Annotated in this window: 20 protein-coding genes; 9 read left to right on the top strand and 11 right to left on the bottom strand. The window is 71.0% G+C overall.

Going from position 1 to position 22,650, the window contains the following annotated elements:
- Positions 1-7: 7 nt before the first annotated feature.
- The 6 genes from ACZ6ZI_RS11695 to ACZ6ZI_RS11670 all read left to right on the top strand — a co-directional run bounded on the left by ACZ6ZI_RS11695 (position 8) and on the right by ACZ6ZI_RS11670 (position 6,414).
- Positions 8-811 (top strand): siderophore-interacting protein, encoded by an 804-nt coding sequence (locus tag ACZ6ZI_RS11695; RefSeq protein WP_469518894.1) that lies wholly within the window; start codon positions 8-10, stop codon positions 809-811.
- A 142-nt stretch (positions 812-953) separates the two neighbouring features.
- Positions 954-1,178: a hypothetical protein gene (locus ACZ6ZI_RS11690; protein WP_469518892.1), complete on the top strand. Its 225-nt coding sequence runs from the start codon at positions 954-956 to the stop codon at positions 1,176-1,178.
- Positions 1,175-2,344 carry a cytochrome P450 family protein gene (locus tag ACZ6ZI_RS11685; RefSeq protein ID WP_469518890.1) on the top strand — a complete coding sequence of 390 codons (1,170 nt, stop codon included), beginning with the start codon at positions 1,175-1,177 and terminating at the stop codon, positions 2,342-2,344. Before ACZ6ZI_RS11690 ends, ACZ6ZI_RS11685 begins: the two co-directional genes overlap by 4 nt.
- A gap of 290 nt (positions 2,345-2,634) precedes the next feature.
- Positions 2,635-3,861: a metal-dependent hydrolase family protein gene (locus ACZ6ZI_RS11680; RefSeq protein WP_469518888.1), complete on the top strand. Its 1,227-nt coding sequence runs from the start codon at positions 2,635-2,637 to the stop codon at positions 3,859-3,861.
- A 363-nt stretch (positions 3,862-4,224) separates the two neighbouring features.
- Positions 4,225-6,087, top strand: coding sequence for a DNA/RNA helicase domain-containing protein (locus ACZ6ZI_RS11675; RefSeq protein WP_469518886.1), 1,863 nt, complete (start codon positions 4,225-4,227; stop codon positions 6,085-6,087).
- A gap of 198 nt (positions 6,088-6,285) precedes the next feature.
- Complete coding sequence (locus ACZ6ZI_RS11670; RefSeq protein WP_469518883.1) at positions 6,286-6,414, top strand: DUF6408 family protein; 129 nt, start codon at positions 6,286-6,288, stop codon at positions 6,412-6,414.
- Positions 6,415-6,470: 56 nt separating this feature from the next.
- Here the strand turns inward: ACZ6ZI_RS11670 and ACZ6ZI_RS11665 are convergent, their stop codons facing one another.
- The 3 genes from ACZ6ZI_RS11665 to ACZ6ZI_RS11655 form a co-directional block, all read right to left on the bottom strand.
- A complete protein-coding gene (locus tag ACZ6ZI_RS11665; RefSeq protein ID WP_469519573.1) occupies positions 6,471-8,594 on the bottom strand; it encodes a DUF2075 domain-containing protein in 2,124 nt (707 codons plus the stop codon).
- Positions 8,595-9,174: 580 nt separating this feature from the next.
- The gene (locus tag ACZ6ZI_RS11660) at positions 9,175-10,506 is read right to left on the bottom strand and encodes a class I SAM-dependent RNA methyltransferase (RefSeq protein WP_469518881.1); all 1,332 of its coding nucleotides are present in this window, start codon (positions 10,504-10,506) and stop codon (positions 9,175-9,177) included.
- A 111-nt stretch (positions 10,507-10,617) separates the two neighbouring features.
- The gene (locus ACZ6ZI_RS11655) at positions 10,618-12,672 is read right to left on the bottom strand and encodes an APC family permease (protein WP_363052645.1); all 2,055 of its coding nucleotides are present in this window, start codon (positions 12,670-12,672) and stop codon (positions 10,618-10,620) included.
- A gap of 210 nt (positions 12,673-12,882) precedes the next feature.
- Here ACZ6ZI_RS11655 and ACZ6ZI_RS11650 point away from each other — a divergent pair, with 210 nt between their 5' ends.
- Together ACZ6ZI_RS11650 and ACZ6ZI_RS11645 are read left to right on the top strand one after the other, a co-directional pair.
- Positions 12,883-13,551 (top strand): potassium channel family protein, encoded by a 669-nt coding sequence (locus ACZ6ZI_RS11650; RefSeq protein WP_363052643.1) that lies wholly within the window; start codon positions 12,883-12,885, stop codon positions 13,549-13,551.
- Positions 13,548-14,210 (top strand): potassium channel family protein, encoded by a 663-nt coding sequence (locus tag ACZ6ZI_RS11645; protein ID WP_363052641.1) that lies wholly within the window; start codon positions 13,548-13,550, stop codon positions 14,208-14,210. The genes ACZ6ZI_RS11650 and ACZ6ZI_RS11645 overlap by 4 nt, the downstream gene beginning before the upstream one ends.
- Positions 14,211-14,370: 160 nt before the next feature.
- Here ACZ6ZI_RS11645 and ACZ6ZI_RS11640 read toward each other — a convergent pair whose 3' ends face one another.
- From ACZ6ZI_RS11640 to ACZ6ZI_RS11610, 7 genes are all read right to left on the bottom strand, one after another.
- Positions 14,371-15,201: a DUF3159 domain-containing protein gene (locus tag ACZ6ZI_RS11640; protein WP_469518878.1), complete on the bottom strand. Its 831-nt coding sequence runs from the start codon at positions 15,199-15,201 to the stop codon at positions 14,371-14,373.
- A gap of 3 nt (positions 15,202-15,204) precedes the next feature.
- Complete coding sequence (locus ACZ6ZI_RS11635; RefSeq protein WP_125816976.1) at positions 15,205-15,624, bottom strand: OB-fold nucleic acid binding domain-containing protein; 420 nt, start codon at positions 15,622-15,624, stop codon at positions 15,205-15,207.
- Between the two features lie 25 nt (positions 15,625-15,649).
- Complete coding sequence (locus ACZ6ZI_RS11630) at positions 15,650-16,336, bottom strand: response regulator (RefSeq protein ID WP_363052637.1); 687 nt, start codon at positions 16,334-16,336, stop codon at positions 15,650-15,652.
- A complete protein-coding gene (locus ACZ6ZI_RS11625) occupies positions 16,333-18,975 on the bottom strand; it encodes a DUF4118 domain-containing protein (RefSeq protein WP_469518876.1) in 2,643 nt (880 codons plus the stop codon). Before ACZ6ZI_RS11625 ends, ACZ6ZI_RS11630 begins: the two co-directional genes overlap by 4 nt.
- Positions 18,976-19,176: 201 nt before the next feature.
- The gene (locus ACZ6ZI_RS11620) at positions 19,177-19,959 is read right to left on the bottom strand and encodes a DUF3710 domain-containing protein (RefSeq protein ID WP_469518874.1); all 783 of its coding nucleotides are present in this window, start codon (positions 19,957-19,959) and stop codon (positions 19,177-19,179) included.
- A 1-nt stretch (position 19,960) separates the two neighbouring features.
- On the bottom strand, positions 19,961-20,497 hold the full coding sequence (gene dut / locus ACZ6ZI_RS11615; RefSeq protein WP_363052631.1) for a dUTP diphosphatase: 537 nt from the start codon (positions 20,495-20,497) through the stop codon (positions 19,961-19,963).
- Positions 20,497-21,081, bottom strand: a complete 585-nt coding sequence (locus ACZ6ZI_RS11610) for a PaaI family thioesterase (protein WP_469518871.1) — start codon at positions 21,079-21,081, stop codon at positions 20,497-20,499. Before ACZ6ZI_RS11610 ends, dut begins: the two co-directional genes overlap by 1 nt.
- Positions 21,082-21,138: 57 nt before the next feature.
- On the opposite strand from ACZ6ZI_RS11610, the gene ACZ6ZI_RS11605 reads away from it, so the two are divergent.
- Positions 21,139-21,609: a DUF3093 domain-containing protein gene (locus ACZ6ZI_RS11605; RefSeq protein ID WP_469518870.1), complete on the top strand. Its 471-nt coding sequence runs from the start codon at positions 21,139-21,141 to the stop codon at positions 21,607-21,609.
- Positions 21,610-21,705: 96 nt separating this feature from the next.
- On the opposite strand, the gene ACZ6ZI_RS11600 is transcribed toward ACZ6ZI_RS11605, so the two are convergent.
- Positions 21,706-22,644, bottom strand: coding sequence for a hypothetical protein (locus ACZ6ZI_RS11600; RefSeq protein WP_469518868.1), 939 nt, complete (start codon positions 22,642-22,644; stop codon positions 21,706-21,708).
- Positions 22,645-22,650 lie beyond the last annotated feature (6 nt).

Raw genomic sequence — 22,650 nt, 5'->3', positions numbered from 1 at the left:
CGTCCCGATGCCGGAAACCGAGACCCGACCCCGCAGGTCGACCGTCCACACCGGACGCGTCCTGCGCACCGAGCGCGTCACCCCGCACATGATCCGCGTCGAACTGGGCGGCGACGGCCTGCACGCCTTCGAGGCCGGCCGCTACACCGACCACTACGTCAAACTCCTCTTCCCGCCCGCGCACGTCCACTACGTCGACCCCACGGACCTCGCCGCCATCCGCCGCGACCTCCCGCGCGCGCAGTGGCCCCGGATGCGCACGTACACCGTGCGCGACTGGGACCCCGACACCGGCCGCCTGACGATCGACTTCGTGGTCCACGGCCCCACCGGGCTCGCCGGCCCCTGGGCGGCCGCCGCCCGCCCCGGCGACACCCTCCACTTCCTCGGCCCCGGCGGCGGCTACGCCCCCTCCCCCGAAGCCGACTGGCACCTCCTGGCCGGCGACGAGAGCGCCCTGCCCGCCATCGCCGCGGCCCTGGCCCGCATGCCCGCCGACGCCACGGTCCGCACCTTCGTCGAGGTCGCCGGCCCGGCCGAGGAACAACCCCTGCCCACCACGACCCCCGTCACCTGGCTCCACCGCGGCCCGCGCCCCGTGGGCGACGCCCTGACCGAGGCCGTCACCACCGCCGCCTTCCCCCCGGGCACCCCGCAAGTCTTCCTCCACGGCGAGGCCCACTTCGTCCGCACCCTGCGCCGGCACCTGGCCACCACCCACCCCGAAGCCCCGACCCCCGCCTCCATCTCCGGCTACTGGCGCCGCGGCGCGGACGAGGACACCTGGCAGGCCACGAAGTCCGCCTGGTAGCGCCCGCGTCCGGGCGGGCGCACTTCAGGTCGGCGGAGCATTGGTAGCGTGCACCGGAGTGTCGGTGGGCGAGGGACGGCCGGCGGCGCCCAGAGCCGGGACGCGCCGTCCACCACTGACCCACCGGAAGAAACGCCACGAAATGATCGACACCCTCATGACGGGCACGACCGTCCTTCCCCTGCGCCGCGCCGCCCACCGGGCGGCGCGGGGGCGCGGGGGGCAACGCCCCTCGGGTACCCGGGCGATGGAGGCGCCACCGACCTCGTTCGCCCTGGAGGGCGCCGCCGAGGGGGAGGCCGCCCTCGTCGCTCCGGACGCCCGCACACGCCGCCCGGCCCCCGCGACCGCGGGCGCGGCCTCGTGAGCGCCCCGCGCCGGGACCCCCTGCGCGACCCCGCCTTCCTCGCCGACCCCTACCCCACGTACGACCGACTGCGCGCGGGTTGCCCGGTCCAGCGGATCCCCACCGGCTCGGGCGGGCACCACGCGTACCTGATCACCGGTCACCCGGAGGCCCGCGAGGCCTTCACCGACCCCGCGCTGTCGAAGGACACGGCCCGCTTCTTCGCCGACCGGCCCTCGCAGCGCGACCTGCATCCGGCGATCTCCCGCAACATGCTGGCGAGCGACCCGCCCGACCACACCCGCCACCGGCGCGTGGCCACCCGGCTGTTCACCACCGGCCGCGTCCGCGCGCTGCGTCCGCGGATCACCCGTATCGTCGACGCCCTCACGGCCGACTGGCGACCCGGTATGGACATCGACCTGGTGGCGGACCTGGCGGTCCCCCTCCCCGTCACCGTCGTCTGCGAACTCCTGGGCGTGCCCGAGGCCGACCGCGCCACCCTCGCCGCCCGGTCCCACGAGCTCTTCGACGCGACCGACACCGCCCTCGTCGACGCCGCCTCCCACCACATCGGAGACCATCTGACCCGGCTGGTCACCGACTCCCCCGACCTCGCGTTCGTCCGCGACTGCGCCGCCGGCGGCCTCGACCGTGACGAGACCGTCTCCCTGGCCGCCCTGCTGCTCGTGGCCGGCCACGAGACGACGACCCACTTCATCGGCAACGCCGTCCTGGCCCTCCTGCGCCACCCGGAGGCCCTGGCCCGACTGTCCCGCTCCCCGGACCTGATCCCCGCGGCCCTCGACGAACTCCTGCGCCACGACTCCCCGGTGGGCGTGGCCACCTTCCGCCACAGCACGCGGGACCTGCGGATCGGCGGCGTCGACATCCCGGCGGGCCACCCGGTCCTGATCGCCCCCGGCGCCGCGAACCGCGACCCCGCGACCTTCCCGGACCCCCACCGGCTGGACCTCGACCGCGACGCCGCCGCCCACCTCTCCTTCGGCCACGGCATCCACCGCTGCCCGGGCGCCCCCCTGGCCCGCGCCGAAGCGGAGATCGCCCTGCGCACCCTCCTGACCCGCTTCCCGAACACCCGCCTGACCGTCCCCCCGACCACCCTGCCCCGGCGCCCCACCCGCCTCACCCGAGGCCTGACCACCCTCCCCCTCACCCTGGCTTGAGCCCACCCCCGACCGGACACCGCGTGGACACAGCACGGCCACGGCGGCCCGAGGCGTATTACCAGTCATTTTCCGACCGAAACACCCAACTGCGGTTCTTGCCCATTTTTGCGCCGTGGCGGTCGTCGCTCCCCCCGGAGACGATGCTCCTCGTGTCGGCCCCTGATCTTCCACGCGGTCGACACGAGGAGAAACGGGGGTGGGACCTTGTCCTCCACAGAACGGACCGCTGCGCACCGGGGTGCGGCAGGAGGCCGACGCGACGCGCTGCGGAACCACCAGGAAGGCTCATGATGCACACCGTTGTCTCGGCGGAGCGGATGGTCGCGGGCCCCGGTGGGAGGGTGATCCTCGACGGGGCCGTGCATGTCCGGCAGGGCCTGATCGTGGCCGCCGGACCGCGCGCGGAGGTCGACGCTCAGGTCGAACCCGCGGTTCCCCGCCTCCACTTCCCCGACGGCACGTTGCTGCCGGGGCTCATCGACGCCCACGTCCACCTCGCGTTCGACGCCGGGTCGGATCCCGTGGGGACCCTGCGCTCCGCCTCCGACACCGAGCTCTACGCGGGAATGGCGACGCGCGCGGAGCGCCTCCTCGCCACAGGGGTGACGACCGTACGGGACCTCGGCGACCGGGGAGGGCTGGCGGTCCGACTGCGGGACGAGATCGCGTCCGGCCGACTGCCCGGCCCGCGCATCCTGTCCGCCGGAACGCCGCTGACCCCGCCCGGCGGGCACTGCTGGTTCCTCGGCGGAGAGGTCGAAGGCGAAGCCGCGATCCGCGCCGCCGTCCGCCGCAACGCGGCGAACGGCGTCGACCTCATCAAGGTGATGGCCACCGGAGGCGGCCTCACCAAGGGCGGACCACCCGTCTGGCAGGCCCAGTTCACCCCGCGCGAGTTGAACATCGTCGTCGAGGAGGCACACGGGGCCGGACTGCCGGTGGCCGCCCACGCCCACGGCACGGAGGGCATCGCCGCCGCCGTGGCCGCCGGGGTCGACAGCATCGAGCACTGCACGTGGATGGCGAAGGACGGGTTCGACGTACGCGAGGACCTGGTGGCCGCCATCGCCGGCCAGGGCATCCCCGTCTGCCCCACGGCCAGTCCTGACTGGCGCGGCTTCGCGGAACGCTTCGGCTGGGAACGGGCCGAGGAGATGTTCGGGCGGATCCGGTGGATGGCGGAGAACGGAGTACGACTCCTGCCCGGAACCGACGCCGGCGTTACCCGCGCCGTCTTCGACGGCTTCGTCTCCAGCCTGGAGTTCTTCGAGCACATCGGAATGACACCGACCGAGATCATCGACCTGGCCACAGCGGGAGCGGCCGAAGCCCTGGGCATCGCCCACGACACCGGCCGGCTCACCCCCGGCCACCGCGCCGACCTCCTCGTCGTCGACGGCGACCCCCTGACCGACCTGAGCGCCCTGCGCACGCCCCGCCTGACCCTGTCCGAAGGCCGCCCCTCCACCCCCGAGCCCGCACTCCCCACCCCGCCCGATGCCCGGGACCGGTAAGAGGGCACCTCGGACGGGCCGCGCACCCCCAGAGAAGACGGCAAGTCAGCGGCCCGGTCAGCGGGCTCCAGGGGGGCCACGCACCCCACGTGGTGCATCCCTGAGAACGTGTTGAAGACTGGCATACCAGGCAAAGCCGCAGGTCAGATTCCCGATTCGTCGACTCGAGGGCTGCGTGTGCCAAAGAAGCGTCACCGTCTCGCACGTACGACGCTGCTGACCGACTCAGGCGCGTGATCCACAACCTGTTCTAGGATGGCGGGACCATCTCAGCGGCCCGACGGGCTTCCGCTCCACTCCCGTGGAACCGAAGGACATGCCCCCACCCGCACGAGCTACTTCGTGCTGCCTGGGGGCACTTCCTTGCTGTTCCGTGAGTCCGCAGCGTCGTTGGCCGGCCGCACCCATATTGAAGGGCGGTTGGCTGAGCTCCTGAGCGAGAACTTCCTGCACAGGCACCGCCACCGGCCCCACCCATCCGAAGTGCGCTCCTGGGAACGCAGCATCCCGGCGCTCACCAACGCGCTCGTCGAAGCCGGGCTCGGCGAAGTCGAGATGTTGTTGGAGTACGCGCTGCCCCTGACCAGCAAGCGTGCGGACGTAATACTTGCCGGCGTTCACCCTGGTACCGGAGATCCCTCATATGTGGTGGTCGAGCTGAAGCAATGGAGCGAGGCCCATCCCGAGGAGGACGACCCGCTGCTGTGCCGCATCGATGCCTATCCGAATCCGGTTCTCAACCCGATTGCGCAGGTGCGCGGCTACTGCGACTACCTGGTCTCGTTCAACGGAGCGTTGGAACAGATTCCCGACTCGGTCGCGGGGGTCGCCTATCTGCACAACGCAACGGACTTCGGGGTGTCCGGGCTCCGCGCCGTCACGGAAGACGATCGCGGCCGGATGTTCACTGGTGACCAGCGTGGCGCCTTCCTCCGTTACCTCCGTTCGAGGCTTGCGGCGAAGCCGGGTGCCGAAGCGGCTGACGCCCTGCTGCAGGGCAAGGTCCGGCCGTCACGGCAGTTGATGACCGTTGCCGCCGAAGAGGTGCGCAATCGGGAACAGTTCGTACTGTTGGACGAACAGCGACTGGCTTACGAAACAGTCATGTCGGCAGTGCGTCAGGCGCGTCGGTCCAATCGCAAGCAGGTCGTCATCGTGGCCGGCGGGCCGGGTTCCGGCAAGAGCGTGATTGCTCTCTCCCTGTTGGGCGACCTCTACCGGCGTGGCGTGCCGGCCCTGCACGCCACCGGTTCACAGTCCTTCACCAAGACAATGCGCAAGGTCGCCGGTGCCCGCAAACCCGAGGTCCAACGGCTCTTCCGCTACTTCAACAGCTTCATGGAGTCCGAGCCGAACGACCTCGACGTGCTCGTATGCGACGAGGCGCACCGACTCCGCAAGACCTCCGCCAACCGCTACACCAAGGCAACTCTGCGGACCGGCCGCCCTCAGGTCGCCGAGCTGATGGACGCGGCCCGGGTTCCGGTGTTCCTGTTGGACCAGCACCAGGTGGTGCGTCCGGGCGAAATGGGAACCGTGGAACAGATCCAGGATGCCGCGGCCGAACTGGGCCTGGACTGCACCGTGGTGGAGCTCGACAGCCAGTTCCGATGCGGGGGCAGCGACGCCTACCTGCGCTGGGTGGTCGACTTCTTGGGGATCGAAGGGAACACGCCCGGCGCGTGGGAGCCGGACGGCAAGGTGAAGCTCCTGACTGCCGACAGCCCGCAGGAACTGGAGGACTTCCTGGCCGCTCAAAGGTCCCAGGGCTACAGCGCCCGCATGTCCGCCGGCTACTGCTGGAAGTGGACGACGAAGGTCACTTCCAGCATGCACGCCCTGCCCGCCGACGTGGTCATCGGCCACTGGGCCAGGCCGTGGAACCTCTTCGGCGACCGCGCCCTGCTCGGAGCTCCGCCCGCACCCCTCTGGGCCACCGACCCTGCCGGGTTCGGACAGATCGGCTGCGTCTACACGGCGCAGGGGTTCGAGTACGACTGGTCGGGCGTGATCATGGGCCCGGACCTGGTCTGGCGGACCGACCGATGGGTGATCGACCGCACCGCTTCGAAGGACCCTTCGTTCACCAAGGCGACGCCCGACGAAGACATCGACCGTCTCATCCGCAATACCTACAAGGTACTGCTGACTCGCGGCATGATCGGCACGGTCGTCTACTCGACGGACCCCGAGACGCGCGAGAAGCTGCGCTCGCTCATTTCCTGAGTCCCGGGACCCCTCGGCCGGTATCATCATCTCGCTGCGCACCTTCCCGGAGGGTACGAGGCTGCGGTTCATGCATCAGGCCTAACAGGCTTTGAGTGACAGATGGTTGTGCCCGTCGTGTGGTGACACACGACGTGAGCGTGGATGCCCGGTAGGGCCTCCCCCTGCCATTCCTCATCTCACTGCTCTGGAGTGGCCATGACCTCGGTCGAGTACAAGTCTGCGCGTCGTGAGCGGATCCGCGCGATCCTGATCGACATCACTGTGGGAGTCGTCTCCAATCTTCTGGTGGCGGCACTCGCAACGATGGCGAGCCTGCTCTTCTGACGCAGGCAGGTGGCGGGCCCGGTGAGCCCGCCACTCCATCCCCTCAGCGCTATCCGTCAGAACAACAGCAGATCCGATCCCTTCGCCTGACTCTGCTTCCGCTTCCTCTTGCCTCGACCGCCCGCCCCCTTACGAGGTCGGGGCAGATGTGGCTTGCGCGCTTCTGGGGGCAGGTTGGCCCATGTGGGGCGCAAGTCGTGGATCTCGACGTCTCCAACGAGTTTCTTCAGGTACGCCTGTGTTTCGGCATCTGTGGAGTACAGCACAGTCGCACGGCTGGCCCTGGTCATCAGCACGTGGTAAGCGTGGCGCACGAGCCGGGCGAATTCCTCGTCGTCCACGCTGCCCGGCTTCACCTTCGGGTCGAAGGAGCCGGGCCGGTCAACCCTCTTGATCCCCGAGCCCTCCTCCTTGCGGTCTTTGCCCCTGCGGAAGACCCACTTGTCCCCGCGGCGCACCATGTCCTCCCCCATGATCACCCCGCACCAGTCCCACTCGAGGCCCTGCGCCGTGTACACACAGCCGATCTGGCCGAGACCATTCGCTTCCACGGACCAGGTCTTCGACGGCGGCACTTGACCCCCCTCGCAGTAGCTGTCGCTGTCCGCGTTCCAAGGGCGGTGCCACTCGCCGATGCGGACATCAGACTCCAGTCGCCGCTCTTTGCCGAGCGGCTTCGTCCAGGGCCAGCAGTAGCCCGCGACCATGCGAGCGGAGGCGCCGGCCAGCGCTTCGGTCCGGATGATCTGTTCAAGCTCCTCCGGCGTGTCCGCCACCTCGATGTGCATCAATCCGTCCGGCCTCCATTGCTCGACGGACCCGCCGGACACGCCGAGCACCGCCTGCACCCAGCGAACGTAGGCATCGCTGCCACCACAGCGGAACTGCTCCCGGAGGTTGCTCGGAACCAGTAGGGCGTCATGGCGCATGGCCGCGTCCTCGATGAGGGCGACGGTCCCCACTTCGTTCGGCCGGACCGACTGGCCCTCGTCCAGGAAGAAGACGGTGAGGCGCGACGCCGCAAGGAGTTCGTCCACCTGCGGGCCCGTACCCCAGTCCTCGGGCTTCCAGAACCGGTTGGTGGACCGGTCACGAAGACGGTGCGCCTCGTCGCAGATCAACACATCCAGTGGCGGGTCCGGTGGGGTGACGTAGTTGCTGAAGTAGGTGAAGGACTCCCTGAACTCCCGGTCTCCGTAGCCGACGTGCTGCTGGAGTGCCCCGTTGAAGGCCCGGCTGCCGCTCGCGTACTTGACCGTCCGCCCCTGTGCCTCCAGTTCCGCCTTGATCTGGAGGCCGATCGCGCTCTTCCCCGTGCCGGCTCCGCCCGTGACGAGGAAAATCACCCGTCGCTCGTCCGGCACGAGTGCAGGACGCTCGGGATCCGGCAGTACCTTGGCGGCCGTCTCCAGGACTTGATCGGCAACCACCTTCTGGTCTCCTCGCAGGGTGAAGACGGTGTCCTCGCCACGGGACCGGATCATCGCATCGAGCAATGGCGTGTTGCGCAGGCCCATGAGCTGCAACATCTTCTCAGCCTCGGACGCCGCCCCGTCCTCCGCAAAGTTCTTCCGGAGGTCGGACAGCAACTGATCACGTCGGTCACCCGTGTACACACGCGCGTAGGCACCCGTCGGCGCGTCCACGTCGATCAGGGGGCGCACCGATTCGTCCGTGGCGTTGTGCAGGTAGGCGAAACCGCCGCAGGTGAAATCGACGTTCCCGAACGGGCCCCGCTCACTCGTGAAGGCCCGGTAGTACTCGCGCAACTGCAGAGCCGGGTGCTTCTTCTCCCCCATGCCCGGCACATGCACCAAGTCCGCTGTTGCCCGCTCCACCCTGGTCACCGTCGACCAACGCTTCAGCTCGACCAATTGCACGGACGCGCCGCTCCGCTCCGGATGCCGGCCCACAAGAACGACGTCGATGAGCCGGGGGTCACCGGGCCGGTGGCTCTCGTCGACCGTCGCTGCGCATTCGACGATCATCTCGACGTTCCCGCGCCCTGCGGCAACGAGATCGCTCGCGAGACTGACCAGGCTCTCCGCCCAGGCGGACCGCTCCGACAACGATGCCTCGGCTCCGCGAAAATGCCTCCACCGGGCAGCGAGGTGCGGCACCATGCGACGGCGTGCGTTCAGGGTGAGCAGATCTTTCGCTGACAACTTCAGCAGGAGCATGGACACGAGGTGGTTCCCCCAGGGCACGAGTGACTCGTGCGGGTGGGGGCATGTCCAGTTCTGGAAGCCCGTCGGGCCGCAATTCGGTTGTGGTGATCTTAGGGAAGGCTCGTCCTTGCCGAGAAACGTCACCACGCCTCTCGACCGGAACTACAGCGATCGTGGCTGGATCAAGCTGTACGAGTCACGCAGCATCGCCCGCCCTCTCAGCCCTTCGGTCCTCCTCGGGCAAGGCATACGACTGCGCCTCATGGCCCGCGATCGAGACGAATCGCGCGGGCTCGGCCAATCAGGGCGCCACGGCGCCCGACGCGCGGAGTACGTGAGCGCCGTACGCACCCGAGTCAGGTCAGAAGCGAAGCCGAAGCACGGATCGGCTGGGCAGCAGCACGCGCGGGGCGAATCGCCCCCCTGAGCGCATCGCCCCAGCTGCCCGACATCCCGAACCACGTGCCGAGGACTCCGTCCGGCGGTCACCGATCGCGCATGACGCCCCACCGGAACCCGCCCCGTCCGCGCGTCGGGAAGACGCACAGGTGACGCACACGACACCCATCACGCCCCCGGAGGAGACGGCAGTTCAGGCGTCCTCGCGGATCGGCTCCAGGATCGCCACGCACTCCACGTGGTGGGTCATCGGGAAGAGGTCGAAGACGCGGAGCGTGCGGGGCTTGTAGCCGGCTTCGGCGAAGTAGGCCAGGTCGCGGGCCAGGGCGGCCGGGTCGCAGGCGACGTAGGCGATGCGGCGGGCCGAGAGGCCGGCGATGTGGCGGACCGTCTGCTTGCCGGCGCCGGCGCGGGGCGGGTCGAGGACGACCAGGTCGCATTCGGTGATGCCGGTCTTGGGCAGGATCTGCTCGACCTTGCCCTGCTCGATGCGGACCCGGGGGAAGTCCGCCAGGTTGTGCCGGGCGTCCTCCACCGCGCGCTTCGTCGTCTCGATGCCGAGGACCGCGCCGGTCTCGCCGAGGCGTTCGGCCAGGGCGCCCGCGAAGATGCCGACGCCGCAGTAGAGGTCGAGGGCCATCTCGCCCTTGCGCGGCATCAGGCCCTGCATGACGGCCTTGATCAGGGTGTCGGCCGCCTGGGGGTGGACCTGCCAGAAGCCGCCCATGCCGACGCGGTACGTACGGCCGTCGGCGCGCTCGCGCACGAAGGGGCGGCCGTGGACGCGGTGGACGCCGCCGTCCTTCTCCTCGACGCGCAGGACGGAGACGGGCTTGTCCAGCTCCACCAGGGGCAGCCGGCCGCCGGGGCGCGGGGTGAGGACGACCTGGCGGTCGTTCGAGCCGGAGGCGGCGATGGCCTCCACGGAGGCCATCTGGGGCCAGTCCTGCTGCTCGATGCCGAGCTCCGAGACGCCGGGGGCGGCGATCATGCAGTGGTCGACGTGCTCGATGTCGTGCGAGCGGTGCTTGCGCAGGCCGGCGCGGCCGTCCTCGTCGATGGCGAACTGGACGCGGGTGCGCCACTGCGGGACCTGGCCCGCGGGGAGCTTGTCGCCCTCGGCCGGCATGACGGTGCCGTCCCAGCCGGCTTCCTCGGGGGTGAGGCCGGCGAGCCGCTTGAGCTGCTCGGCGACGACCTCGCCCTTGAGCCGGCGCTGCGCGCCCGGCTTGGCGTGCTGCCAGTCGCAGCCGCCGCACTTGCCGGGGCCAGCGTACGGGCAGGGGGCCTCGACGCGGTCCTTGGAGGCGTCCAGCACGGTGATCGCGTCGGCGCGCAGGAAGCGGGAGTCGCTCTCGCCCTCGGTGACCCTGGCGACGACCTTCTCGCCGGGCAGGGTGTGGCGGACGAACAGAACGCGGCCGTCCGACGTACGGGCGATGCAGTGGCCGCCGTGCGCGACGGGACCGACCTCGACCTCGTACTCCTCCCCGACCAGTGACTGCTTCTCGTTCTGCTCGGTCATGGTGGGGTGGCTCCAGGGATCAAGGGAGAAAAAGGAAAACGGCCGGACGACCGACCCACCAGTTTACGTGGATCTCGTCCGGCCGTTCACCACCGACCTTCGAGCGGGCGCCTACTTCGCCGCCGGGTCCTTCGGGCGCGACCGCGGGGTGTCGACGGGGCCGCGGCGCACGGCGCCCGGGGCGTTCCAGTCCTGGCGCTTCTTGGCCCGCCGCTTGGCGAGCTCCGAGGACTCCAGCTGGTAGGGCACGGAGGTGACCATCACGCCGGGCGTGAACAGCAGGCGGCCCTTCAGGCGCAGCGCGCTCTGGTTGTGGAGCAGGTGCTCGTACCAGCGGCCGACGACGTACTCGGGGATGTAGACGCTGACGGCGTCGCGCGGGTTCTCGCTGCGCAGGCCCTTGACGTACTCCACCACGGGGCGGGTGATCTCGCGGTAGGGCGAGTCGAGGATCTTCAGCGGGACGTTGATCCCGCGCCGGTCCCACTCGGTGCGCAGGGCCTTGGTCTCGACCGGGTCGACGCTGATGCTGAGCGCTTCCAGGGTGTCCGAGCGGGTCAGCTTGGCGAAGGCCAGGGCGCGCAGGGTGGGCTTGTGGACCTTGGAGACCAGGACGATGGAGTGGACCCGGGAGGGGCGCACGCTGTCGTCGCTGGGGCCCTCGGCCGCCGCGATCTCGTCGGCCACCCGGTCGTAGTGCTTGCGGATCGCCGACATGGTGCCGTAGAAGATCAGCATGCCGAGGAGGGCGACCCAGGCGCCGTGCGTGAACTTGGTGGCCAGGACGACCACCAGGACCATGCCGGTGAAGAAGGCGCCGAAGGTGTTGATCGCCCGCGAGCGGTGCATCCGGCGGCGCGCGGCCGGGTCCCGCTCGGTGCGCAGGTGGCGGTTCCAGTGACGGACCATGCCGATCTGGCTGAGGGTGAAGGACACGAACACGCCGACGATGTAGAGCTGGATCAGCTTGGTGGAGTCGGCGTCGTAGATCCACACCAGCAGCATGGCGGCGCCCGCGAGGAGCACGATGCCGTTGGAGAAGGCGAGGCGGTCGCCGCGGGTGTGCAGCTGGCGCGGCAGGTAGCGGTCCTGGGCGAGGATCGAGCCCAGGAGCGGGAAGCCGTTGTAGGCGGTGTTGGCGGCCAGGAAGAGCACGAGCGCGGTGGCGATCGCGAGCACGATGAACAGGAAGCTGCCGTTGCCGAAGACGGCCTCGGCGACCTGGGAGATCACCGGGTGCTGGACGAAGCCGTCGCCGACGGGGACGCCGTTCTCCAGCAGGTTGGTCGAGGGGGCCTCGGCCATCTTGACGTCGGTGGCCATGGCCAGGCCGATGATCCCGCAGAACATCGTCACGGCGAGCCCGCCCATGAGGGCGAGGGTGGTGGCGGCGTTCTTGCTCTTGGGCTTGCGGAAGGCCGGTACGCCGTTGCTGATGGCCTCGACGCCGGTCAGCGCCGCGCAGCCGGAGGAGAAGGCGCGCAGCAGCAGGAAGACGAGGGCGAATCCGGCGAGCCCCTGGTGTTCGGCCTTGATCTCCAGACCGGCGGTGGGGGCCTCCATGGTGTCGCCCATGACCAGACCGCGCCAGGCGCCCCACGCGATCATGATGAAGACGGCGGCGACGAACACGTAGGTCGGGATGGCGAAGAGTTTCCCGGATTCCTTGACCCCGCGCAGATTCATGAGCGTGAGCAGCAGAATCATGACGATCGCCGAGAGCACCTTGTGCTCGATGACGAAATCGACGGCGGAGCCGAGATTCTCGACGCCGGAGGAGATGGACACGGCGACGGTGAGGACGTAGTCGACGAGCAGGGCGCTCGCGACGGTCAGTCCGGCCTTGGGGCCGAGGTTGGTGTTGGCCACCTCGTAGTCGCCGCCGCCGCTGGGGTAGGCGTGGACGTTCTGCCGGTATGAGGCGACCACGGTGAACATCAGCACGACGACCGCGAGCGCGATCCAGGGGCTGAAGTGGTACGCCGACACACCCGCGATCGACAGGACCAGCAACACCTCGCCGGGGGCATATGCCACTGAGGAGAGGGGGTCGGATGCGAACACAGGAAGGGCGATCCGCTTGGGGAGGAGCGTTTCCCCGAGGCGGTCGCTGCGTAGCGCCCGGCCGATCAGGATCCGTTTGGGCACGTCGGTCAGTTTGGACACGCAGAGGATCGTAAGCGTTCGAAATCAGACTGACGAACCCCCCGCCCCTTGTCCGGGGCAATGAGCCTCCAATGAGGGCCCGCCGGAGCCCCAAAGCGGCACACTGGTGACCGCCCGTGTGTAGCTTGGGCCATGGTCTGAGACCCTGTTTAGCCAGAGCATGCAATGAGGCTGGAAACCAGCGAGCCGCTGACAGCCGGAAGGACGGCCGTGCACATCGTCATTATGGGCTGCGGAAGAGTGGGTTCCGCCCTCGCCCAGACCCTGGAGCAGCAGGGGCATACGGTCGCCGTGGTCGACCAGGACCCCACCGCATTCCGCCGGCTGGGGGCGGCGTTCGGCGGCCGCCGCGTCACCGGCGTCGGCTTCGACCAGGACACCCTGCGCGAGGCCGGCATCGAGGAGGCGGGAGCCTTCGCAGCCGTCAGCAGTGGTGACAATTCCAACATCATCGCCGCCCGCGTGGCGCGCGAGATGTTCGGTGTCGAGAACGTCGCCGCCCGCATCTACGACCCCAAGCGCGCCGAGGTCTACCAGCGCCTGGGCATCCCCACCGTCGCGACCGTACGGTGGACCGCCGACCAGATGCTGCGCCGGCTGCTGCCTTCCGGGGCCGAGCCCCTGTGGCGCGACCCGAGCGGTGGCGTCCAGCTCGCCGAGGTGCACACCTCCCCTGCCTGGATCGGCCACAAGGTCAGCCGGCTCCAGGAGGAGACGGGCGTGCGCGTGGCGTTCCTCACCCGTCTGGGCGAAGCCATGCTGCCGACGTCGGCGACCGTCCTCCAGGAGGGCGACCTCGTCCACGTGATGATGCGCACGGACGAGATCGACAAGGTCGAGGCGGCCTTCGCCGAGGGCCCCGAGGAGGCACACGCATGAGGGTCGCGATCGCCGGAGCCGGAGCCGTCGGCCGTTCCATCGCGGGCGAGCTGCTGGAGAACGGCCACGAGGTGCTCCTCGTGGACAAGGCGCCCACCGCCATCTCGGTGGAGCGCGTACCGCAGGCCGAGTGGCTGCTGGCCGACGCCTGCGAGATCACCTCGCTCGACGAGGCGGCGCTCCAGCGCTGCAACGTGGTCATCGCCGCCACCGGTGACGACAAGGTCAACCTCGTCGTCTCCCTGCTCGCCAAGACCGAGTACGGGGTCCCCCGGGTCGTGGCGCGCGTCAACAACCCGAAGAACGAGTGGCTCTTCAACGAGTCCTGGGGCGTCGACGTCGCGGTCTCCACGCCGCGCCTGATGTCGGCCCTCGTCGAGGAGGCCGTCAGCGTCGGCGATCTGGTGCGCCTGCTGCGCTTCAGCCACGGCGACGCCAACCTCGTGGAGCTGACCCTGCCGGCCGACTCCTCGGTCGCGGGGACGCAGATCGGCGAGATCGCCTGGCCCGAGGACACCTCGCTCGTCACGATCATCCGCGGCAACCGGGTCCTGACCCCGCACGGGGAGGAGACCCTGGAGCCGGGCGACGAGCTGCTGTTCGTGGCCGCGCAGGCCCGTGAGGAGCAGCTGGAGGAACTCCTCCAGGCCCGTCACTGAGTCCGGACGGACGACGACGGACACGGACGGATACGGACGGACGACGAAGGGGCGGGGCGGCCGATGAGCCGCCCCGCCCCTTCGTCTTCGCCCGCGGCGAGCGCTTCGGGCCCCGCGCGTCACGCTCGTGCGCCAGGCCCCGCGCGTCACGCCCCGCGCGTCAGACCTTGCGGTGCCGGGCCTCGCCCTTGGGCGTTCCGTCGGGCCGCGCCGCCCGCGCCTTCTCCTTCGCCGCCTTCTCGGCGGCCTCCTCGGCCTCGTACTCCGCGATGACGTCGATCGGCGGCGGCGCCTTCGCGAGGAAGACCCAGGTGAAGTACACGGCGATCACCATCGGCGGGAGCTTCAGCGCGATCAGGACCCAGCCGAGCTGCGTCTCGTCGCCCCACCAGTACAGCGGGAAGAGGATCGCGTACTTCGCCAGGAAGACGAGCCCCCACGCGAGGCTGGCCTTGACGTACGCCTTCTTGCGCCCGGGGTTGCGGGTGCGCCAGGAGAGGTTCTCCTTGAAGACCGGCCCCAGGATCACCCCCAGGAGCGGGAAGCCGACCAGCGCGGAGACGGTGAAGGCCACGCCGAGGCCCACGCCGTAGATCATCCCCGGCAGGTAGAAGCCCTTGGCGTCGCCCGTGAACAGGGCGAAGGCCACGCCCACGCCCACGCCGAACACCCCGCTGAAGGCGTGCTTGACGGTGTCCTTGCGCAGCAGGCGCACGAGTACCAGCAGGACCGCGACCACGCCCGCCGCGATGGCGGACATCTGCACGTTCTTGTTGATCGTGTAGATCATCACGAACAGCAGGCCGGGGAGCATCGTCTCCACCGTGCCGCGGATGCCCCCGAAGGCGTCGAAGAGGGCGGCCTGCGTGACGGCCTTCTGGTCGGCCCCGGCGGCCTGGTCGGCCCGGTCGGCCGCGTCCGCGGCCGCGGACCCGCCGCCGGCCGGCCCGGGCTGCTCGGGTGGTGTGGTCGGTCTGTCGAGTGACGTCACCGGTCAGTGCTCCTGTCCGAGCGGTCGGAGTTCGTACTTCGGGTTGAAGAGGACCCGGCGACCGTGACTCATCGAGATCCGCCCGGAGGCGATCATGCGCCGGCCGGGCTCGATTCCCACGATCGAGCGACGCCCGAGCCACACCACGTCCAGCGCGGCCGAGCCGTCGAACAGCTCGGCCTCCAGCGCGGGCACTCCCGCACGCGGCCGCAGGGTGACCGTACGCAGGGTCCCGGTCACCTTGACTATCTGGCGGTCGTGGCAGTCGCAGATCCGCGTGCACCCCGCGGCTTCTGCGTCCTCCTGCAGCTCCGCCGAATGCAGCTCCTCCTGGGAGGTGGAAAGCCGTTCGATCATCCGGCGGAACCGGCCCGCCGGCCGGGCCGGCTTCGCGGGCTTCTCGGGACGCGGTTCAGCACTCATAACAGGAAGCGTACCGGCGCCCCCACTACCTCTCGAAGCGGTATCCCATGCCCGGTTCGGTGATGAAGTGCCGGGGGTGCGAGGGGTCCGCCTCCAGTTTGCGGCGCAATTGCGCCATGTAGACCCGCAGGTAGTTGGTCTCCGTCCCGTACGAGGGTCCCCACACCTCCTGGAGGAGCTGCTTCTGGCTGACGAGCTTGCCGCCGTTGCGCACCAGCACCTCCAACAGGTGCCATTCGGTGGGCGTCAGGCGTACGTCGCGCCCCGCGCGGACGGCCTTCTTGGCGGCCAGGTCGACGCTGAAGCCCTCGGTCTCGACGATCACCTCGTCCCCGCCCGCGCCGGCGGTGGGCTCGGCGCGCCGGACGGCCGCGCGCAGCCGGGCCAGCAGCTCGTCCATGCCGAAGGGCTTGGTGACGTAGTCGTCGGCGCCCGCGTCGAGGGCCTCGACCTTCTCGTCGGAGCTGTGCCGGGCGGAGAGGACCAGGATCGGCACCCGGGTCCAGCCGCGCAGCCCCTTGATCACCTCGACCCCGTCCATGTCGGGCAGGCCGAGGTCGAGGACGACCACGTCGGGGTGGCGCGCGGCGGCCATCTCCAGGGCTCCCGCCCCGTCGGACGCCGCGTCGACCTCGTACCTGCGCGCCTTGAGGTTGATCACGAGGGCTCGGACGATCTGGGGTTCGTCGTCCACCACGAGCACCCGGGTCATTGGGGTCCTGCTTTCTGTCGTGCGGGTCCGGCCGGCTCCACGTCCGGCCCGGGCTCCACGGGCTCCACCGTCTCTACGCGCGCCGCCGCTCCCCCGGTTCCCGGGATCGCCCCGGCCCCTGCGGGTCCCCCGGCCGCCGGGGCCGCCGCGCGCAGGGTGAGGACCATGGTCAGCCCGCCCCCGGGGGTGTCCTCCGCCGCGAGGGTGCCGCCCATGGCCTCGGCGAACCCCCGGGCCACGGCCAGCCCCAGCCCCACCCCCGCGCCGCGCGGGGCGTCCCCGTGGCGCTGGAAGGGGGCGAAGATCCGGTCCTTGGCCTCGTCCGGCACCCCGGGACCCCGGTCGACGACGCGCACCTCGACCCGGTCCCCGAGGGCGCTGGCGGCCACGAGGACGGGCTCGCCGCGCGGGCTGTACTTGACGGCGTTCTCGACCACGTTGGCCACGCCGCGCTCCAGCAGGCCGGGGTCGACCGCCACCATGGGCAGGGTCTCGGGCACGTCCAGCACCACGCTGTCCTCCGGTACGCCGCCCAGCGCCATCGGCACCACCTCGTCGAGGTCGATCTCCCGGATCAGCGGGGTCACGGTGCCGGTCTGCAGCCGGGACATGTCCAGCAGGTTCCCCACCAGGTGGTCGAGCCGATCGGCGCCGGCCTCGATGCCCTCCAGCAGTTCGGCCCGGTCCGCCTCGGACCACTCCACGTCGTCGGAGCGCAGCGAGCTGACGGAGGCCTTGATGGAGGCCAGGGGCGTACGCAGGTCGTGGCTGACGGCGGCCAGCAGCGCGGTGCGGATCCGGTTGCCCTCCGCCAGGCGGCGGGCCTCCTCCGCCTCCCCGACGAGCCGCTGGCGGTCCAGCACCACGGCGGCCTGGGCGGCGAAGGCGCCCAGCACCCGGCGGTCGCCGGCGGGAAGCACCCGCCCGGAGAGGGCCAGGGCCATGTGGTCGCCGATCGGCATGTCGACGTCGGCGTCCTCGGGCCGGGCGGCCGGGCGCGGTCCGACGCTGCCGGCGGGCGTCCACGGCTCGGTGTCGCCGGCGCGCTCCAGGAGGGCCACCGACTCCATCGCGAAGGTCTCGCGCACCCGCTCCAGGAGCGCGCCGAGGGCCGTCTCCCCGCGCAGCACGCTCCCCGCCAGGAAGGAGAGGACCTCCGACTCGGCGCGCAGCCGCGCGGCCTGGTGGGTGCGCCGGGCGGCGAGGTCCACCACCGAGGCGACCGAGACCGCGACCCCGAAGAAGACCGCGATGGCCATGATGTTCTTGGGGTCGGAGACGGTGAACCGGTGCAGCGGCGGCGCGAAGAAGTAGTTCAGCAGCAGCGAGCCGAAGGCGGCCGAGGCGAGGGCCGGCCACAGTCCGCCGAGCAGCGCGGCGGCCACCGTCAGGGCCAGGAAGAGCAGCATGTCGTTGGCGAGGCCGGGATCGGCGTCGATGTGCGTCAGCAGCAGGCACAGCAGGGCGGGGAGGACCACGCCCACCACCCAGCCGGCCACGATCCGCGGCCGGCCCAGTCGGGCGGTCGTGCGGACCACGGGCAGTCCGCGCCCCTTGGCCACCTGTTCGTGGGTGACGATGTGGACGTCGAGGTCGGGGCCGCAGTCGCGGGCGACGGTGGCGCCGACGCCGGGCCCCAGGACGTACTGCCAGGCCTTGCGCCGGCTGGATCCGAGCACGATCTGCGTGGCGTTGACCCCGCGGGCGAATTCCAGGAGGGCCTCGGGGACGTTGTCGCCGATCACATGGTGAAACGTTCCGCCAAGGTCTTCGACCAGGGTCCGCTGGAGCGCGAGCTCCTTCGGGGAGGCCGACGTCAGACCGTCGCTGCGGGCGATGTAGACGGCGAGGATCTCGCTGCCGGAGCCCTTGGCCGCCATCCGCGAGGCCCGCCGGATCAGGGTGCGCCCCTCCGGACCGCCGGTGAGCCCCACCACGATCCGCTCGCGGGCCTGCCAGGTCGAGCTGATGCCGTGCTCGCCGCGGTACTGCTGGAGGTACTCGTCGGCCCGGTCGGCCACCCACAGCAGCGCGAGCTCGCGCAGGGCGGTGAGGTTGCCCGGCCGGAAGTAGTTGGACAGGGCCGCGTCGACCTTGTCGGACTTGTATATGTTCCCGTGGGCCATCCGGCGGCGCAGGGCCTGCGGGGACATGTCCACGAGCTCGATCTGGTCGGCCCGCCGGACCACCTCGTCCGGCACGGTCTCCCGCTGCCGCACCCCGGTGATCGACTCGACCACGTCCCCGAGGGACTCCAGGTGCTGGATGTTCACGGTGGTGACCACGTCGACGCCCGCCCGCAGCAGCTCCTCGACGTCCTGCCAGCGCTTGCCGTTGCGCGAGCCCGGGACGTTGGTGTGCGCCAGTTCGTCCACCAGGGCCACGGCGGGCCGGCGGGCCAGTACGGCGTCCACGTCCATCTCGGTGAAGGCGGCGCCCCGGTGCGTCAGCTCCGTGCGCGGCACCTGCTCCAGGCCGTGCAGCATGACCTCGGTGCGCGGCCGCCCGTGGTGCTCGACGAAGCCGACGACGCAGTCCCCGCCCCGCTCCACCCTGCGGTGGCCTTCCGAGAGCATGGCGTACGTCTTGCCCACACCGGGTGCCGCGCCGAGATAGATCCGTAGTCTGCCGCGTCCCATGCGCCCATTCTCCGGGACGTACCCGCGGTTCACGCACCGATGCGCGGCGCCGGGCCGATCCCTGACGCAACCCTGACGCCGCCGGTCGCCCGGACGCGCGAACGCCGGTGGGCCCGCCCCGAAGGACGGGCCCACCGGCGTGGAACCTCGCCGCGCGCCGCGTGCGGCGCGCGCTCGTCGGACCCCGGTCCCGGAGTCCGGTCAGCGGACCTCGGTGATCTCCGGGCCGCGCTCCAGCTGACCCATGCCACCGGAGAAGCGGGAGCTCTCCTGGTCCTCGGCCGTCTGCACGCCGTCCGGCACCATCTGGGCGTCGTTGGGCAGCTTCAGGACGATCGGGTCGCGCGGGGCCATCGGGCCGTCGCCGCGCACGACGACGGTGTCCCGGAAGATCTGCTCCAGTACGCCGGCCGACTCGGGGCGCACCGCGCCCTGGCCGGAGATGACGCCGCGCAGGAACCAGCGCGGTCCGTCGACGCCGACGAAGCGGACCAGCTGCGCACCGGTCTGCCCGTCGGGCAGCGGGACGGGGACCTGCGCGCGCAGCTCCCAGCCGAGCGTGCCGTCGACCTCGTCGATGATGCCGCCCTGCTGGGTGATGCCGGAGGCGATCTCGTCGCGGACCTCGCCCCAGATGCCCTCCTTCTTGGGGGCGGCGAAGGCCTGGAGCTGCACGGCGCTGTCGCCGAGGACCACGGTGGCGGCCACGATCGCGTCGCCCGCGACCTCGACGCGCAGTTCCATGCCCTCGACGCCGGGCACGAGGATGCCGCCCAGGTCGACCCGGCCGTCGGCCGGGTTGCCGAGCACCTCGGAGACGTCCCACGGGCCGTCGGGGCGCGGCGCCGGAGGCAGGTTCAGCCGGCGCGGCCGGTCGCCGCCCGGCTCATCGGTCTCGGACGGCTCATCGGCGCGCACGCCGTCGACCTGCTCGGCCGCGCCGCCGTCCTGGGCGGAGTCGTTCTTCTTGCGACGTCCGAACACGTCACTGTCCTTCCCGGTCGGTTACGACCGAAGCGTAGCCATTCCCACCCTGCTGACCAGCTCCGGATCCGGCCACGGCCGCATGACCGCCGGTGGAGCCGAAACCCCCCTCGGCCCGGGCCGAGCCGGGAAGTTCCGCCACCTCGTGGAAGCGCACCTTCTCGACCCGCTGGACAACCAGCTGGGCAATGCGGTCGAAACGCTCGAACCTGACGCTCTCGCGGGGGTCGAGATTGACCACGATCACCTTGATTTCCCCACGGTACCCGGCATCCACCGTCCCCGGGGCATTCACGAGCGCGAGCCCGCAGCGGGCGGCCAGACCGGAGCGCGGGTGCACGAAGGCGGCGTACCCGTCGGGCAGGGCGATGGAGACCCCGGTGGGCAGCACGGCCCGCTCTCCGGGTTCCAGCTCGGCGGCCACGGTGGTGACGAGGTCACAGCCCGCGTCGCCGGGGTGACCGTAGGAGGGCAGGGGCACCTCGGGGTCGACGCGGCGGATCAGTACGTCCACCGGTGCGTTGGGGTTCTGGGGCATCAGGGGTTCACCTCGAAGGCGCGTGCGCGCCTGACCTGGTCCGGGTCGGCCATCGCCGCCCGGATCTCCTCGGGACGGCCGTTGTCGATGAAGTGGTCGACCTTCACCTCGATGAAAAGGGCGTCGGCACGGACCGCGACCGGGCCCTCGGGGCCGCCTATCCGGCCCACCGCCGTGGAGTAGATCTTCCGTCCGGCGACGGCGGTGACCTCGGCCTCCAGGTACAGCACCGTGTCGACCGGCACGGGCCGCACGAAGTCCGTCTCCAGCCGGCCGGTCACCGCGATGACGCGCAGCAGCCAGTTCAGGGAACCCAGCGTCTCGTCGAGCGCGGTGGCCAGGACGCCGCCGTGGGCGAGGCCGGGCGCACCCTGATGAGCGGGCTTGACGGTGAACTCGGCGCTGACGCGGACGCCCTCGCCCGCGCGTGCTTCGAGGTGCAGCCCGTGGGGCTGGCCCTCGCCGCAGCCGAAACAGTGCTCGTAGTGCGCGCCGAGGAGTTCCCCGGGTGCCGGGGCGTCGGGATGGCGTACCGGCGCGGTGGCGTCGGCCGGGGGCGTCAACGCTGTGTTTCGTCCACTCACAGCCGCTGACCTTACCCGCGCGGCTACCCGCCGGTCGCCTCGTGGCAGGCTTGCCGTATGCAGCTCTCCTCCGCGCACCACGACGAACGCCTGTCCGCCCCTCGCTCCTGGTGGGGCATCTGCGCGCTCGTCGGGGTGGCGTGCGCGCTGATGCTGTTGCCGCTGGGCACCCTGCCGCTGTTGGTGGGGTTGGTCGGCGGCGCCGCGCTGACGGGGATGCTGGTGAGCTCGTACGGTTCCGCGCGCGTGCGCGTGGTGAACGGTTCGCTGGCCGCGGGCGACGCCCGCATCCCGGTGGCGGCACTGGGCGAGCCCGAGGTGCTGGACCCGGAGGAGGCCCGCGCCTGGCGGACGTACAAGGCGGACACCCGCGCCTTCATGCTGATGCGCAGCTACGTCCCGACGGCGGTGCGCGTCGAGGTGACCGACCCGGCGGACCCGACGCCCTACGTGTACGTCTCCACGCGCGAGCCCGAGGCCCTGGCCGGCGCGATCCGCGCGGCGAAGGGCGCCTCGACCGGCGCCTGAGCCGGCGGGCCGGGTGACGCCCGGTGGCGGCGCCGGGGTGACGCCCGGTGGAGCCCCCGGGGTGGCGTCCGATGTCGGCGCCGGGCGGGCCCGAACTCAGAGCCGCGGGTCCCGCGGACCTTCGAGTGCGGCCCTGGTGGCCTCGGGAAGGGGCTGGGAGGGCTGCTCAAGGGGCGGCAGGGCCGCGAGCGACTCCCAGGGCACGGCGCGCTCGCGCAGGTCCGTACGGACCTTCTCGGCGAGTTTGCGGGTGTCGCGGCGGTTCATGACGGCCCCGACGGCGGCGCCCACCATGAACGGCATGAGGTTGGGCAGGTTGCGGAACATCCGCTTCATGATCTGTTGGCGCAGTTCGCGCTTCATCTGACCGCCGAGCGCCGCGTTGAGCGTCGTCGGTTTGGTCAGGTCGATGCCCCGCTCCTCGGTCCAGGCCGTGAGGTAGGCGAAGCTGCGGTCCTTCAGCGTGCCCGGAGGGCGCTGTCCGTAGACCTCGTGGAGTTCCGCGACGAGCTTCAGCTCGATCGCGGCGACGGCCGTGATCTCGGCGGCCAGCTCCGCCGGCATGGCGGGCGGCACGGGGAGCATCGCGGCGGCTCCGATGCCGGCGCCGACGGTGGACGTGGCGTTGGCCGCGCCGTAGATCAGTTTGTCCGCGAGCCGGTCCGCGTCCAGCCCGGGGAACTGCGCGCGCAGGGTCGCGAGGTCCCGCACGGGAACGCGCGGGGCGTTCTCGATGACGCGGTCGGCGATGTACAGGGCGGCGGCCTTCGCCGTATCGCCGCCCCTGCGCACACCGTTCTTCACCGCTTGCAGCCGACGCGCCCCGGGCCTGCCCCGGGACCCCTCCTCGGCCGTGAGGGCCGGTGGCACCGCTCGCGCGGTGTCGGAGGGCACGACGGTCGTACCGGAGCCGAATGCGCCGGGGGCCGTGCGGCCGGGGCCCGTTTCCGGGCCCGTGGCTGCCGCCTCCGGCTGTCCGTCCGATCCTTCCGCCTTCCGGAAACGTCGCTTCCGGAAGGGCGTCGAACCTGTCACGGCCGA

It is taken from the genome of Streptomyces sp. NPDC103540 (assembly GCF_055584445.1).
This window is presented reverse-complemented; position numbering and strand designations above follow the sequence as displayed.